This is a genomic window from Streptococcus sp. HMSC034B03 (assembly GCF_001838575.1).
GTDB lineage: Bacteria > Bacillota > Bacilli > Lactobacillales > Streptococcaceae > Streptococcus > Streptococcus anginosus.
Genome location: NZ_KV837632.1, coordinates 321,882 through 336,771, shown reverse-complemented (window position 1 = coordinate 336,771; position 14,890 = coordinate 321,882). Strand labels below are relative to the sequence as shown.

At 36.4% G+C, this 14,890-nt stretch carries 12 protein-coding genes and 1 CRISPR repeat array; of the genes, 9 read left to right on the top strand and 3 right to left on the bottom strand.

Translation table 11 applies throughout. The features are described 5' to 3' along the window. Positions 1 to 79: 79 nt before the first annotated feature. Both HMPREF2634_RS06420 and HMPREF2634_RS06415 read right to left on the bottom strand, forming a co-directional pair. Positions 80 to 589, bottom strand: a complete 510-nt coding sequence (locus HMPREF2634_RS06420; protein WP_003024679.1) for a transcription repressor NadR — start codon at positions 587 to 589, stop codon at positions 80 to 82. A 38-nt stretch (positions 590 to 627) separates the two neighbouring features. Further along, entirely contained in the window at positions 628 to 1,152 is a 525-nt protein-coding gene (locus HMPREF2634_RS06415; protein WP_057489644.1) for an ECF transporter S component, read from the bottom strand. A 143-nt stretch (positions 1,153 to 1,295) separates the two neighbouring features. On the opposite strand from HMPREF2634_RS06415, the gene HMPREF2634_RS06410 reads away from it, so the two are divergent. The 5 genes from HMPREF2634_RS06410 (at position 1,296) to HMPREF2634_RS06390 (ending at position 7,111) form a co-directional block, all read left to right on the top strand. Beyond that, positions 1,296 to 2,159, top strand: a complete 864-nt coding sequence (locus HMPREF2634_RS06410) for a GNAT family N-acetyltransferase (protein ID WP_057489645.1) — start codon at positions 1,296 to 1,298, stop codon at positions 2,157 to 2,159. Positions 2,160 to 2,214: 55 nt separating this feature from the next. Then, on the top strand, positions 2,215 to 2,847 hold the full coding sequence (locus HMPREF2634_RS06405; protein WP_057489646.1) for a copper homeostasis protein CutC: 633 nt from the start codon (positions 2,215 to 2,217) through the stop codon (positions 2,845 to 2,847). Positions 2,848 to 2,859: 12 nt separating this feature from the next. Continuing rightward, on the top strand, positions 2,860 to 3,531 hold the full coding sequence (locus tag HMPREF2634_RS06400; RefSeq protein WP_057489647.1) for an MmcQ/YjbR family DNA-binding protein: 672 nt from the start codon (positions 2,860 to 2,862) through the stop codon (positions 3,529 to 3,531). Positions 3,532 to 3,626: 95 nt separating this feature from the next. Further along, entirely contained in the window at positions 3,627 to 5,366 is a 1,740-nt protein-coding gene (locus HMPREF2634_RS06395; RefSeq protein ID WP_070836412.1) for an ABC transporter ATP-binding protein, read from the top strand. 2 nt (positions 5,367 to 5,368) lie between these two features. After that, a complete protein-coding gene (locus HMPREF2634_RS06390; RefSeq protein WP_057489649.1) occupies positions 5,369 to 7,111 on the top strand; it encodes an ABC transporter ATP-binding protein in 1,743 nt (580 codons plus the stop codon). Positions 7,112 to 7,294: 183 nt separating this feature from the next. Here the strand turns inward: HMPREF2634_RS06390 and HMPREF2634_RS06385 are convergent, their stop codons facing one another. Continuing rightward, on the bottom strand, positions 7,295 to 8,581 hold the full coding sequence (locus HMPREF2634_RS06385) for an aminotransferase-like domain-containing protein (protein WP_041784007.1): 1,287 nt from the start codon (positions 8,579 to 8,581) through the stop codon (positions 7,295 to 7,297). A gap of 196 nt (positions 8,582 to 8,777) precedes the next feature. Between HMPREF2634_RS06385 and cas9 the strand changes: the two genes are divergently transcribed. From cas9 to csn2-St, 4 genes are all read left to right on the top strand, one after another. Next, positions 8,778 to 12,155 (top strand): type II CRISPR RNA-guided endonuclease Cas9, encoded by a 3,378-nt coding sequence (gene cas9 / locus HMPREF2634_RS06380; protein WP_021001655.1) that lies wholly within the window; start codon positions 8,778 to 8,780, stop codon positions 12,153 to 12,155. A gap of 160 nt (positions 12,156 to 12,315) precedes the next feature. After that, complete coding sequence (cas1, locus tag HMPREF2634_RS06375) at positions 12,316 to 13,227, top strand: type II CRISPR-associated endonuclease Cas1 (RefSeq protein WP_003024648.1); 912 nt, start codon at positions 12,316 to 12,318, stop codon at positions 13,225 to 13,227. Continuing rightward, the gene (gene cas2 / locus HMPREF2634_RS06370; protein ID WP_037590192.1) at positions 13,227 to 13,550 is read left to right on the top strand and encodes a CRISPR-associated endonuclease Cas2; all 324 of its coding nucleotides are present in this window, start codon (positions 13,227 to 13,229) and stop codon (positions 13,548 to 13,550) included. Before cas1 ends, cas2 begins: the two co-directional genes overlap by 1 nt. Continuing rightward, positions 13,547 to 14,590 carry a CRISPR-associated protein Csn2-St gene (csn2-St, locus tag HMPREF2634_RS06365; protein ID WP_021001657.1) on the top strand — a complete coding sequence of 348 codons (1,044 nt, stop codon included), beginning with the start codon at positions 13,547 to 13,549 and terminating at the stop codon, positions 14,588 to 14,590. The genes cas2 and csn2-St overlap by 4 nt, the downstream gene beginning before the upstream one ends. A 72-nt stretch (positions 14,591 to 14,662) precedes the next feature. Continuing rightward, positions 14,663 to 14,890: direct repeats of the CRISPR family, unit length 30 nt; unit sequence GTTTTTGTACTCTCAAGATTTAAGTAACTG.

The window sequence follows — 14,890 nt, the reverse complement described above, 5'->3', positions numbered from 1 at the left end:
TTTTTTCTGTCTAATTTTTGGGGTGCAGATCATTCAGGCTCTATTTTTTTGAAATCTATATAGAAATCATGTTTGAATTTTATAATAAAAATCCCAATTTTTCTAGTGCTTTTTCGACGTAGTCTAAATCTTGTTGCGAATCAGCTTCTACTAGATGATAATGGACACCGTCTGTCAATTCAGATAAACCGCGGAAATTGGTCTCGTGAATTTGTTGAATGAAATGCTGAACATCTCTGCGACAAGTTAATTTCAGATAGGTCTGAATTTCCCCATAAACGGGATGCTCTACCATAATATTTTGAACTCGTCCACCATTATCTACAATTGCCAGTAATTCCGCTTCAATATCTTCAATCGTATGCTTAACTTTAAAAAGCTGGTGATAATATTTAGCACTATCATTCGTTTTGTAAATATAACCTCGATTTGTACTAATAATAGGGGCGCCATCTGCTCGTAAAACGGCAATGTCTTGTACAATGATTTGTCGAGTAACATGGAATTTCTCTGCTAAAATTTGTCCATTTAAGGGAGTTTCCGCAGTTTTTAAAAGCTGTAATAAATCTGTTCTTCTTTGTTTTATCATAAATTCATTGTAGAATAAATCTGTTAAATATTCAAGATTTAGCGGATTTTTTGTAGAGCTTTATAGATAAATTGTGCAATGATAAAATCAACGATACTATGAATGATAGTTCCAACTCCTACAAGGATGAAAAGCAGATAAAACATATTTGCTGGAAAAGAAGTTGAGGCGTAAAAGATGAGGCAAGCAAGGACTTCAGCAATTGCATGAATAAAAGCAAGGACAATATTAAGAATCCAAGTCTGGATTGATTTATCTAAAGTTTTAGGATATTTTTTTAGATAAAGAGCGCCTACCAAGCCGAAGCATAGGTGCGACAGGGCACGAAGAACGATAACAATGGGATAACCAGCTACTAAAAAACCAAAAGTAGATCCTAGAATAACGATCAAAGCCATTAACGGCGAGATAAACATGGCTAAAAAGATGGGAACATGGCTTGCCAAAGTGTAGGATGCAGGTGGAATAATAATTTTTGCAGGCATAACCATCGGAATAACAATAGCTAGTGCAGTCAAGAGAGCTGTAAGAGTTATAAATTGATTTTTTGTTTTAGGTTTCATAATTTTCTCCTTTTTACTGTATATACACAAGTATAGTATACTGTTTTTTCAGATAATGTCAAGAGAAAATTTTGATAGAATAGGACAGAATTCCTAAACAATCTGTGTCATTTCTGTTAGAATGTCAGTAAGAGGAGAATATTATGATAAATGTAAAGAAACAACCAGAGTATATTTCCATTGATTCTTCCTTACGTTTGCGAAAGTATGATGGACAAGCTCATCTCGCCTTTTCTTGGTATCAAGACCCTGAGGTGATTCATTTGATAGATGGTAGTCAAGAGCCTTACACGCTTCAACGAATCAAGAAAATGTATGACTATCTTACTCAGCGTGGAGAAGTGTATTTTATTGAAGTTTTGACAAATGCAGGTTGGCAGCCGATTGGTGATGTGAGTTTTTGGCAAGAAGACATGCCGATTGTTATTGGCAATTCAGCTTATCGTGGTCAGGGAATCGGGAGGACAGTTGTTCAGGCATTGGTTGAACGCGGACGCAAGTTGGGTTATAAGCGCTTGTATGTTCAAGAAATCTATGATGACAATGAAGCTTCTAAGAAGATGTTTGAGTTAGTAGGGTTTTATCCTTTGGAAAAGACTGAAAATGGGCATCGCTATGCTTTGGATTTGACGCTTTCTTTGTCAGCTATTCAATCAAGTCAATTTTATCTTTCTGAAAAGAAATTAGAGCAGGTACAGGCATGGTTTGATACAAAGGACATAAACGCTTTAAAGCCTTTACCAATTAAGCGATGGAAAGATAAAATCTTTTTCACTGATGGACATAGCAGAGCATTTATAGCTTATCAAGCTGGTTTTGAAGAGATTCCAGTTTGTGCAGAAGAGGACGATTTGAATTGGGATTTTTATTACTATTGCCTTCAAACTTGTGAAAAAATGGGAATTTTTACGATAAAAGATTTAGAAAATCGTATCTTGCCTGAGTCGGATTATAGGAAAAAATGGTTGGATTGGTGCCAGCGAGTCGCGAAAGATTTTGAAGAATAAATAGTGATTATGTTATAATCAACAAGAAAACACTTTCACATAGAAGAGGTCAAAAATGATTTATGAATTTTGTGCAGAAAATGTGACTAATTTGGAAAAAGCCATGCAGGCTGGTGCTCGACGAATTGAACTTTGCGATAATCTAGCAGTTGGCGGAACAACGCCTAGTTACGGTGTCATAAAGGCGGCTGTTGAGCTAGCAAAATCTTACAATGTGACCGTTATGACGATGATTCGTCCACGCGGGGGAGACTTTGTATACAATGACTTGGAAATGGAAATCATGCTAGAAGACATTCAAATGGCGCGCAGCGCTGGGACACACGGACTTGTTTTTGGTGTTTTGACAACTGCTAATAAAATTGATTATCCAAAAATGGAAAAATTATTAAAAGCCTCGCAAGGGCTGGAAGTCGTCTTTCACATGGCTTTTGACGCTACTCCAAGAGAACATCAATTTAGTGAAATGGACTGGCTAATGGAACATAGCGTGAAACGGATTCTAACTCACGGTGGACTGGCAGAAGAGCCGATTCAAGAGCATTTTTCTTGGTTATATGAATTGATAAATCATGCAGCTGGTCGGATTGATATTTTACCAGGAGGCGGTATTACGGTTGATAATCGTGATGAAATTGTTGCAAAGCTCGGCGTCAATCAACTTCATGGTACCAAAATTGTATTTTAGAAAGTGAAGATCATGTTAAACTTATTTGAGAAATATCAAGCAAATCCAGAAAAATTACAGGTATTTGGTTTTGAAAAAAGAGGAGAAGAGTTTGTTTATTCTCAGGAAATAATGAATGGTGATTTTCTGTTACAGCTAAAACTTCAGGGTGAGAAGCTGGACTATCAAGTGTTTGACCAAGAGACTGGTGATGAATACGTGCAAGTCAAAATGAGGACTATGACAGGTGAATTTGTCGGTCAAGTCCGTGAAGCTTGTCAGGAGATTTTTTTGATGATCCGAGCTAATTGTTTTGAGGAAGTTGGCTTTCTTTATGAACAGAGCAGCCGCTTGCAGGATTATGTAGCGAAGACCTATGGCGGACGACTGGAATATCTCTGGGAGAATTCTTCAAAAAATAGCAATCTTCATGCTGGTGTTTTTCGACATCAGGATACTAAAAAATGGTATGGTATTTTTATGACGATAGACTGGTCGAAGTTTGAAAATGGCAAAACTGGTCAAATAGAAGTGCTGAATGTCAAAAACAATCAAGTAGCTGATTTGCTTAAGAAAGCAGGAATTTACCCAGCATTTCACATGAATAAAAAATATTGGCTGAGCCTGCCCTTGGATGATACTTTGACGGATACAGAACTTTTTTCCCTTTTGGATAAGAGCTTTGAATTGACCCAAAAGAAATGAGGAACACGGTTAGTTTGTGCTAGCTGCGTTTTATCTTTACAGATAATGCAACAAAATAGTGTATAATGGTAATCAGTAATAGCAGAGGAGAGAGTATGAATCTTATCAGAAAATTGGGCTGGTTTTTCAAACTGGAGAAAAAACGTTATATTATCGGAATTCTAGCCTTGTCTTTGGTTAGTGTTTTTAATTTAATTCCTCCTAGAGTAATTGGTGTGGTGATTGACCGTATTGCTAACCGAAATCTAACGTCAGACCAGTTGCTTTTAAATCTTTTACTTTTGGTTGCTTCGGCCTTTATTATGTATGGTCTGCGATATCTTTGGAGGCTGTACATTTTTGGAACGGCAAATCATTTGGGACGACTTTTGCGTTCTCAACTCTTTGAGCACTTTACCCAAATGGCACCGTCTTTTTACCAAAAATATCGAACAGGAGATTTGATGGCGCATGCAACGAATGACATTAATGCAGTTGTAAGTGTAGCAGGTGGGGGTGTCATGTCGGCGGTAGACGCATCAATCACAGCACTGGTAACGCTGCTGACCATGTTTTTTGTTTTAGACTGGCGCTTGACTTTGATTGCTATTCTGCCATTGCCATTTCTTTCTTGGGGAATCAGTTTAATTGGACGAAAAAATCATGAGAGCTTTAAAGCGGCTCAGGAGGCCTTTTCTGACTTGAATAACAAGGTACAGGAAAGCGTTTCGGGGATTAAAGTGACGAAGTCTTTTGGCTATCAAAAAGCAGAAAGTTACTCTTTTGCTAGAACAAATCAGGATGTCTATGAGAAGAATATTCTCGCTGCTAAATACAATTCTCTCTTTGACCCTATGGTTCTGATTTTTATTGGCTTATCTTATGTGTTAACCTTGATTTTTGGGGGAATGTTCATCTCTAGAGGGCAATTTACAGTTGGGGAGTTAGTGACGTTTATCACTTATCTGGATATGCTGGTATGGCCTTTGCAGGCGATGGGTTATCTCTTTAACATCAGCCAGAGAGGAATGGTTTCTTATGAGCGGATTGAGCGATTGTTAGCAGAGAAGTCTGATGTTAAAGAAGCCAAAAATCCCGTTTTCCCTATACAAAATGGTCGTTTGCTTTATGATATTCAGCATTTTTCTTATGAGAAAGCAGCCACTTTATCCAATATTCATTTTGCATTAGAAAAAGGGCAGACGCTAGGAATTGTTGGACAAACAGGTTCTGGCAAAACAACACTATTACGCCTGCTCATGCGAGAACGGGATATTCAAGAAGGTGCTATTTATCTGAATGATCATGATATTCGAGATTATAGCTTAAATGATTTGCGGAGTTTGATTGGTTACGTACCACAAGAACAGATTCTTTTTGCAATGTCGATTGCGAACAATATTCGTTTTGCAAATCCAGACTTGTCAGATGACGAAGTGATTCGAGCTAGTAAACTTTGTGGTCTTTATGAGGATATTATTGCCATGCCAGAAGGCTTTCAGACAATTGTCGGCGAGAGAGGAGTATCGCTTTCAGGAGGTCAAAAGCAACGTTTAGCCATGAGTCGAGCGCTCGTTCTGAAACCAGATATTTTAATCTTGGATGATTCTTTGTCTGCTGTTGATGCTAAAACAGAGCATTTGATTTTGGAAAATCTCAAGGAAGAAAGAGATGGTAAGACGACGATTATTACTGCTCATCGGTTATCAGCAGTTGTTCATGCAGATTTGATCTTAGTTATGGAAAATGGGCGCATTAAAGAGCGTGGCACTCACCAAGAATTGATGGCTCAAAACGGTTGGTATGCGCATACTTATCACAACCAGCAACTGGCAGAAAGTCTGAAGGAGGAGTAATCATGAAAAAACAAACAACTTTTCATCGCCTTCTGACTTATATGTGGCGTTATAAATGGGTGAGCATTTTGGCACTTGCTTTTATCTTTGCGACAACTTTGGTGACGACAGCTTTGCCACTTTTGGCCCGGTATTTTATTGACCATTTTATCAGTCGTCATCAGATTATGGCGGGATTTTATATTTTGATTCTCTATTATGCTCTCTTTCTTTTGAGGGTACTATTTACTTTCTTGGGACAGTATTCTTTTGCCCGTGTGGCATATAGCATTGTTCGCGATCTGCGTCAGGAGAGTTTTGAAAATATTGAGCGGCTACGTATGGCTTATTTTGATCAAATAGCTGCAGGAGCGATTGTTTCCCGTTTGACGAATGATACACAAGCGGTAGCAGATATGTTTAGTAGCATATTTTCAAGTTTTCTAAGTTCCATTTTTATTCTTGTTGTAACAGTAATGACGATGTGCACCTTGAATTGGCGCTTGACAGGACTTATTGTACTTTTTTTACCAGTCATGCTGGGCTCCATTTTACTTTATCAACGCTTATCTAATCGTCTCCTCAAACTCGTCCGAAGCAAACTGAGTGATTTGAATGTCAAACTTTCTGAAAGTATTGAGGGAATGCGAATTATTCAGGCATTTAGTCAGGAAAAGCGTCTAATAAATGAATTTGAAACGATTAACGGCGAGCATTTGGAGTATACAGTCCGCTACCTCAATATCAATAGCCTTTTTCTGCGTCCAGCTATGTCTTTGTTAAAAATTTTAGCTTATGCAGTTATTTTAGCTTACTTTGGCTTTACTTGGCAGGTTGCAGGAGTGACAGCAGGGGTTATGTATGCTTTTATACAATATGTCAATCAACTTTTTAATCCTCTGATTGATTTGATGCAGAATTACTCTGTTTTACAGACATCTATGGTGGCTGCAGACCGTGTTTTCGCAATCATAGACCGCAGAGACTATGAGCCCAATCAAGCTAATCTTCCATTGGAAATTACAGCTGGGAATATTGAATTTCGTCATGTTTCTTTTTCTTATGACGGCAAGCGTGATGTTCTGAAAGATATTTCATTTTCAGTCAAGCAGGGGGAAACAATCGCCTTTGTCGGTGCGACAGGCTCAGGCAAGTCTTCGATTATCAATCTCTTTCTGCGATTTTATGAATTTGAAAGAGGAGAAATTTTAATTGATGATCAAAATATTAAGGATTACAGCCAAGCTGAACTGCGTCGCAATATCGGTTTAGTTCTTCAAGATCCTTTCCTCTATCACGGTACCATTGCTTCTAATATCCAAATGTATCAGGAAAATATGAGTCGAGAAGATATTGTAGAAGCTGCTAAGTTTGTGGATGCTCACGACTTTATTAGTCAGCTTCCTGCAGAATATGACAGTCCAGTAACCGAGCGAGGTGCGACTTTTTCAAGCGGACAAAGACAACTATTGGCTTTTGCGAGAACAATTGCTAGTAAGCCCAAAATCTTGATTTTGGACGAAGCAACTGCTAATATTGACTCAGAGACCGAAGAACTTATCCAAACTTCGCTGAAAAAAATGCGCCAAGGACGAACGACGATTGCCATTGCTCACCGTCTGTCTACCATTCAGGACGCTAACTGTATTTATGTCATGGAGCAGGGGCGTATCATTGAATCTGGCACACACGAAGAACTTCTAGCGCTTAAGGGTACTTATTATAAAATGTATCAATTGCAGGCTGGAATGATGAAAGAAGAGTGATATGTTAAAGAAAAGGCTGTGCAAAAAGTGTCCCAGCTTCTATCAGATTTAGTAATAAAAGAATAACGCAGTAGGTGATTGGACTCTTCATTCGCTTTTCAAGCTCAGAAGAGCACCTAATCACCCTTGCGGGGGTGGGACTACGAACTAAAAATTTTCGATTTTTAGTTCTGTCCCACTCCCTTATAAATATTCATTTAAGCGTTCTAAGGTTTTTTCTAGATCCTCGTATTTAATTTTTGCGTATTGATAAGGACAATCCTGTATATAACTTGCTTCAAAAAAATCCAATGGCAGATTGCTATGTTTGAGGGAGCTGACGGATTTAAGTCCACGTAGATCTAGTAAGATACCATCTCTATTGATAAAGTAGGAAAGTTTGAGCTGATTTTGGCTTAAAAGTTTTCTAGCTCTCGTCAATTCTTTTTCTTGTTGATTGAGAAGAGAAAGACGATTTTTTTCAAACATTAGATTGTCAATATAAAGAGATAGAGCTTTCTGCATGATGAGATTGCTGTCGTAGTCTACTGCTTTTTTGTAGGCGATAAAAGTTGACTGAATAGCTGGAGGAAATAGCAGAGCTGTTATCCGAAGGGCAGGGAAGAGGCTAGTAGAAAAAGATTTGATATAGATGACATGCTGGCTGTCGTCCAAGTAATGAAAGGTCAGTTCGCGTTTGCTGTCAAAGTCAGCCAAATAATCATCTTCTATGATATAAACATCATAAAGCCGAGCAAGACGAATGATTTCTTCCTTCTCCTTTCGACTGTAAGAATGCCCCAAGGGATAATGAAAGCGTGGGATAGTATAGAAGAATTTGATACGACCAGATTGAAAAATCCTCTCCAATTCTCCTAAATCAATTCCTTCTGGAGTTCGCTCAATTGTTTGATAAGGAAGTTTTTGGGCAGTTAGCAAATCATTTATCCGATGATAGGTAGGCTGTTCAACTAGAATTTCATATTTTTCATTTGGAAAGGCAATTTGCGAAAGAATATAAAGAGCTTGCTGGGTACCAGATGTCAGAACGAGTCTATCAGCAGAGGTGTAGATAGCTGAATCTAGAAGCAGCTGCTGGACAGATTGTCGCAAAACCTCTAGCCCCTCTTGTTGCGAGTAGTAGTTAAAAAGATAATTCTCACGTCCAATCAGCGTTTCATTGAGACAAAGTCGAAAGTCTTCATAAATTTGGTAGTGGTCATCTCTGACGGTTAGCTCCATGTCCTGCTGATCCTCCAGACTATTTTCCAACACATAGTAGCCACTTTTAGGAACCGCATAGATATACTTTTGATATTTCAATTCCATTAGCGCCTTTTGAGCTGTATCCTTGCTACAGCGATAGTATTCTGCCAGCTGACGGACAGAAGGAATCTTTTGTCCCTTGGACAATTTCCCGCTTTTAATATCTTGGCTAATCTGATCTACAATACATTGATACTTAGGTTTTATCATCTTAACTGTCCCCATACAGAAGAATTTTTGTCTATTGTAGCGTATTTTGAAATCTTTTACAATCAGGAAATGATGTATGGTATTTGTTATTAACGGTAGAGATTGAGATATTTTTAAATATTAAAACATTTTACTTATTATTATGTTATAATGTGTATGATAGCGCTTTAAATGTGATTTGTAGCAAAATTTTTATAAAAAGGAGAGCATCATGAACGGTTTGGTTTTAGGATTGGATATCGGTATTGCTTCTGTCGGAGTGGGAATTTTAAATAAAGAAACAGGCGAGATTATTCATGCTAATTCGAGAATTTTTCCAGCTGCAACTGCAGACAGCAATGTAGAACGTCGGGGATTTAGACAAGGAAGAAGACTTGGTCGAAGGAAGAAACATCGCAGCGCTCGCTTAAACAACCTTTTTGAAGAATTCGGTTTTATAACAGATTTTTCTGCTATCCCTTTAAATTTAAATCCTTATGCTCTGCGTGTGAAGGGATTAAGCGAAGAATTAACAAATGAAGAGTTGTTTATTGCGCTTAAAAACATTATTAAACGGCGTGGTATCAGCTATCTAGACGATGCTAGTGAAGATGGAGAAACAGCTTCCAATGAGTATGGAAAAGCAGTTGAAGAAAACAGAAAATTACTTGCAGACAAAACGCCTGGACAAATCCAGTTGGAACGTTTTGAAAAATACGGACAAGTTCGTGGGGATTTTACAGTTGTTGAAAATGGGGAGAATCATCGTTTAATTAATGTATTTTCTACTTCAGCCTACAAAAAAGAAGCAGAGCGAATTCTTAGAAGGCAACAAGAATTCAATGTGAGGATTTCAGATGAATTCATTGAAGCTTATTTAACTATTTTGACTGGCAAAAGAAAATATTATCATGGGCCTGGAAATGAAAAATCTAGAACAGATTATGGAAGATTTCGGACAGATGGCACAACTCTTGATAATATTTTCGGTATTTTAATTGGAAAATGTACTTTTTATCCTGATGAATATCGAGCAGCAAAGGCGTCTTATACCGCGCAGGAATTTAATTTGCTCAACGACCTCAATAATTTAACAGTTCCAACTGAAACGAAAAAATTGAGTCCAGAACAAAAGCGGCAGATTGTTGAGTATGCTAGAACTGCAAAAACTTTAGGAACTCCAACTTTACTGAAATATATTGCTAAGTTAGTAGACGGTTCTATTGATGACATAAAAGGATATCGGATTGATAAATCTGATAAACCGGAGATGCATACTTTTGACGCCTATCGTAAAATGAGAACACTAGATCTGGTGAATATAGATGCATTATCGAGAGAAACCTTAGACGACTTAGCACACATTCTAACCTTGAATACAGAAAGTGAAGGTATTTTAGAAGCTCTTAACAGTAAAATGCCTAGTACATTTACCAAAGAGCAGATTGATGAGTTAATTCAGTTTAGGAAGAAAAACAGTGCGGTATTTGGAAAAGGTTGGCATAATTTTTCTCTTAAGTTAATGAATGAATTGATTTCGGAGCTTTATGAGACTTCAGAGGAGCAAATGACTATTTTGACTCGTCTAGGTAAACAGAGAAGTAGAGAAATTTCAAAACGAACTAAATACATAGATGAAAAAGAATTAACAGAAGAAATCTATAACCCTGTAGTAGCAAAGTCTGTCAGACAGGCAATAAAGATAATCAATGAAGCAACTAAAAGATATGGTATTTTTGATAATATCGTTATCGAAATGGCTCGTGAAAATAACGAAGAAGATGCAAAGAAAGATTATATCAAGCGTCAAAAAGCAAACCAAGATGAGAAAAATGCTTCTATGGAAAAAGCGGCTTTCCAATACAATGGAAAAAAAGAGTTACCAGATAGTATTTTTCATGGCCATAAGGAATTAGCTACTAAGATTCGTTTATGGCACCAGCAGGGAGAACGCTGCCTTTATACGGGAAAGAATATCTCTATTCGTGATTTAATTCATAATCCACATCAGTATGAAATTGATCATATTCTGCCGCTTTCACTTTCTTTTGATGATGGCTTGGCCAATAAGGTTCTGGTGCTAGCAACAGCTAATCAGGAAAAGGGACAGAGAACACCATTCCAGGCTATAGATAGTATGGATGATGCGTGGTCTTACAGGGAGTTCAAACAATATGTCCGGAATTCTAAAAGCTTAAGTAATAAGAAAAAAGACTATCTGCTGACCGAAGAAGATATCAGCAAGATTGAAGTAAAACAAAAATTCATTGAGCGCAATCTCGTGGACACACGTTACTCATCACGGGTAGTCCTAAATACTTTGCAGGAATTTTACAAAACAAATGATTTCGATACAAAAATTTCGGTTGTTCGTGGTCAATTTACATCACAGCTGAGAAGAAAGTGGAAAATTGAAAAAAGTCGTGATACCTATCACCACCACGCAGTAGATGCTCTCATCATTGCGGCCTCCAGTCAGTTAAGACTCTGGAAAAAGCAGAATAATCCTTTGATTTCTTATAAAGAAGGGCAGTTTGTAGATCCTGAAACGGGAGAGATTCTTTCACTGACAGATGACGAATATAAAGAACTTGTTTTCAGACCACCATATGATTATTTTGTAGATACATTGAAGAGCAAATCGTTTGAAGACAGTATCTTGTTTTCTTATCAAGTGGATTCTAAATATAACCGAAAAATATCAGATGCTACAATCTATGGAACTAGAAAAGCTCAGTTGGGGAAAGATAAGCAGGAGGAAACTTATGTACTTGGAAAAATTAAGGATATCTATTCTCAAAAGGGTTATGAAGATTTTATCAAGAGATATAATAAAGATGAAACTCAGTTCTTGATATATCACAAAGATCCACAGACCTTTGAAAAAGTTATTGAAGAAATTCTTAAAACCTATCCTGACAAAGAGTTAAACGAAAAGGGTAAAGAAATTCCCTGCAATCCTTTTGAAAAGTACAGACAAGAAAATGGTCCTATTCGAAAATACAGCAAAAAGGGCAAAGGCCCAGAGATTAAAATCCTTAAGTATTATGATAATAAACTTGGTAATCATATTGATATTACTCCTGTAAACAGTCAGAACCAGGTTGTTTTGCAGTCCTTGAAGCCTTGGCGGACAGATGTTTATTTTAATCCCCGGACTTCCAAATATGAATTGATGGGATTGAAATACTCAGATTTAAGATTTGAAAAAGGGAGTGGAAGCTACGGTATTTCACCTGAAAAATATAATAAAGTCAAAGCAAAAGAAGGAGTGAACGAGGATTCAGAATTTAAATTTACTTTATATAAGAACGATTTGATTTTGATAAAAGACACCGAAACTGGAGAGCAGCAATTATTTAGGTATGGTTCGCGAAACGATACCTCAAAACATTATGTTGAGTTAAAACCTTATGAAAAAGCTAAATTTGAAGGAAATCAACAGCTGATGAATTTGTTAGGAACCGTTGCAAAAGGTGGTCAATGCCTCAAAGGGATAAACAAGCCTAATCTCTCCATCTATAAAGTCAAAACAGATGTTCTTGGTAATAAATATTTCATTAAAAAAGAGGGTGATCAGCCACAGCTCAATTTTAAGAAAAAATTTTAAAAAAAGAGTTGCAAACGCTTTTGCAATGTATTATAATAGTGACTGTAAGGGACGCCTTACACAGTTACTTAAATCTTGCAGAAGCTACAAAGATAAGGCTTCATGCCGAAATCAACACCCTGTCTATGACGGGGTGTTTTCGTGTTGTAAAGGAGTTTTTATGACGTGGAGAATTGTACATATCTGTCAAAGTGAAAAGATGAGACTGAAATTAGACAATTTGTTAATAAAGAAAATGGGAGAAGAGTATACAATCCCTTTAAGTGATATTTCAATCATAGTAGCTGAAGGTGGTGATACTGTCGTTACCCTTCGATTATTGAGTGCTTTAAGTAAGTATAATATCGCCTTAATTGTATGTGACAATGAACACTTACCAACGGGAATTTATCATTCTCAAAACGGGCATTTTAGAGCCTATAAACGACTGCAAGAACAACTGCTCTGGTCTCAGGAACAAAAAGATAAGCTCTGGCAACTTGTTATCTATTTTAAAATCAATAATCAGCAGGATGTTTTGGCAATGTTTGAAAAAAATCTTGATTGTATCCAATTGTTAGCGGATTATAAGGATCATATTGAACTAGGAGATAAGACAAATCGAGAAGGACATGCCGCTAAGGTCTATTTCAATGAATTATTTGGAAAGAAGTTTATCCGTGTAACTCAGCGAGAATCAGATGTCATTAATGCGGGGTTGAATTACGGATACGCTATTATGCGAGCACAGATGGCACGAATCGTTGCTGGATATGGACTAAATGCTTTAATTGGAATTTTTCATAAAAATGAATACAACCAGTTCAATCTGGTGGATGATTTAATGGAACCTTTCCGCCAAATTATTGATGTTTGGGTTTATGAACATTTGAGAGATGAAGAATATTTAAAATATGAATTCCGCTTGGCTTTAACAAATCTACTGAACGCAAAAATTAAATATGGCAAAGAAACCTGCTCGGTCACAGTTGCAATGGACAAATATGTAAAAGGTTTTATCAAATGTATTGCTGATAAGGATACAACAAAGTTTTACTGTCCAATAGTTTCTAGTTTGGAATGGAGTATGTAATGAGGTATGAAGCGATGAGATTATTATGTTTCTTTGACTTGCCAATGGAAACCAATCAGGAAAAACGAACCTATCGTAATTTTCGCAAAGAATTGATTGCCAATGGGTTTGAAATGCTGCAGTTTTCTGTATATTATCGAACTTGCCCAAACAGAAGTTTTGCCAGTAAATTTTATAAAAAGCTGAAACAAAGCAATTTACCAAGTGGCAATGTCCGTTTACTAGCTGTTACAGAAAAGCAATTTTCAGAAATGGTCTTGATTATCGGAGGGAAGACCAAGCAAGAAGAAGTAATAAGTGATAATAAGCTGGTGATTATATGAAAATGAATTTTACACATCCTTATAGAGAGAATTTATCTATTAATTTTGGCCCGTTTACTCAAATAGTAGGAGATAATCAGCAATTAAAATACTATATGTGGCAGCTCTTAATTTGGTATTTCAACGGTAAAAAGTATAATGTAGAAGACTTGAACCTTTTTGAACAAATGGAACCAGAAATTACCGAAGAGAATACAATTTTTAAAAGAACAGATTACAAGATTATTTCTATTTCAGATATCCAAGATTTAATCGAGCAAATGGCTTATAAAAAAGGGACTGTAGCGTTTGATTTTCTGAAGTCAAAACTAGATAATCTTGAAATAATGGAACAGATAGATTATATCAATGATAAGCTGGATCAAATTTCAATGATTGTAAATGAACGTTTGAATTTTCAAATTGAAGGTATACATTACCATACAGAGAGTCAGTATTTTACAACTGAGCAGCTGATTCTTAAGAATTTTTTACCTTATTTTGGGTTCAAAGATAAGAATATATCGTTTGAATTTGTCGAAAATGAAACGAAATTTATTATTTTTATGCAAATGCTAGAACAGTTGATTCAAGGCCAGACCAACCGTATCTTGCTCGTCCTCAGAAATATGGACGATTACTTGAATTATTGCTCATTTGTAAAATGTTGCGAGCAACTAGAGGAGATGGCCGACAATTACAGTAATTTTAGTGTCATTATTTTCCCGTCAAATGAAGGCTATCTTTATTTGAATCGCGAGAATATGGAATACGTCAATATTGTTTCTGATTTGGTTGAACATTTTTATGAATTTTCTTTTATGTATGAAAGGTTTATTGGTCAATATCCTACTAACGACGTACCTACAGAAGATGATTTCATCGTCTCTTTGCAAAAGATTTCACCATATTTATTTAGTAAAGACGTGACACATATGAGTTTATCTATCCAAGATATGGTAACCTTGAAAATTATGAACAGTTTATACCATTACAACAAGAAAATTCATTTTGCTTATAATCCACCTACTCAATTATTAATTAATTTTTTAAAAAATTAAGATTGACAAGCTCATCAAAGGACTTTATAATCAATGTAAGGGTACAAAAATCAAAAAATTTTTTAATTTGAGGTTTTTGTACTCTCAAGATTTAAGTAACTGTAAAACTCTCTTCCGGGAAAGTTGGCGGACTGCTCGGTTTTTGTACTCTCAAGATTTAAGTAACTGTAAAACTAGTACACGACTAGATAAGCACGAAGAAGAGTTTTTGTACTCTCAAGATTTAAGTAACTGTAAAACAATACCAAACGTTTTCATCTTTTTCTCTTTGTTTTTGTACTCTCAAGATTTAAGTAACTG

What these genes read in the sequence shown, in the direction of transcription:
- HMPREF2634_RS06420 (WP_003024679.1), bottom strand. Translation starts at nt 589, where the DNA reads ATGATAAAACAAAGAAGAACAGATTTATTACAGCTTTTAAAAACTGCG.
- HMPREF2634_RS06415 (WP_057489644.1), bottom strand. Translation starts at nt 1,152, where the DNA reads ATGAAACCTAAAACAAAAAATCAATTTATAACTCTTACAGCTCTCTTG.
- HMPREF2634_RS06410 (WP_057489645.1), top strand. Translation starts at nt 1,296, where the DNA reads ATGATAAATGTAAAGAAACAACCAGAGTATATTTCCATTGATTCTTCC.
- HMPREF2634_RS06405 (WP_057489646.1), top strand. Translation starts at nt 2,215, where the DNA reads ATGATTTATGAATTTTGTGCAGAAAATGTGACTAATTTGGAAAAAGCC.
- HMPREF2634_RS06400 (WP_057489647.1), top strand. Translation starts at nt 2,860, where the DNA reads ATGTTAAACTTATTTGAGAAATATCAAGCAAATCCAGAAAAATTACAG.
- HMPREF2634_RS06395 (WP_070836412.1), top strand. Translation starts at nt 3,627, where the DNA reads ATGAATCTTATCAGAAAATTGGGCTGGTTTTTCAAACTGGAGAAAAAA.
- HMPREF2634_RS06390 (WP_057489649.1), top strand. Translation starts at nt 5,369, where the DNA reads ATGAAAAAACAAACAACTTTTCATCGCCTTCTGACTTATATGTGGCGT.
- HMPREF2634_RS06385 (WP_041784007.1), bottom strand. Translation starts at nt 8,581, where the DNA reads ATGGGGACAGTTAAGATGATAAAACCTAAGTATCAATGTATTGTAGAT.
- cas9 (WP_021001655.1), top strand. Translation starts at nt 8,778, where the DNA reads ATGAACGGTTTGGTTTTAGGATTGGATATCGGTATTGCTTCTGTCGGA.
- cas1 (WP_003024648.1), top strand. Translation starts at nt 12,316, where the DNA reads ATGACGTGGAGAATTGTACATATCTGTCAAAGTGAAAAGATGAGACTG.
- cas2 (WP_037590192.1), top strand. Translation starts at nt 13,227, where the DNA reads ATGAGGTATGAAGCGATGAGATTATTATGTTTCTTTGACTTGCCAATG.
- csn2-St (WP_021001657.1), top strand. Translation starts at nt 13,547, where the DNA reads ATGAAAATGAATTTTACACATCCTTATAGAGAGAATTTATCTATTAAT.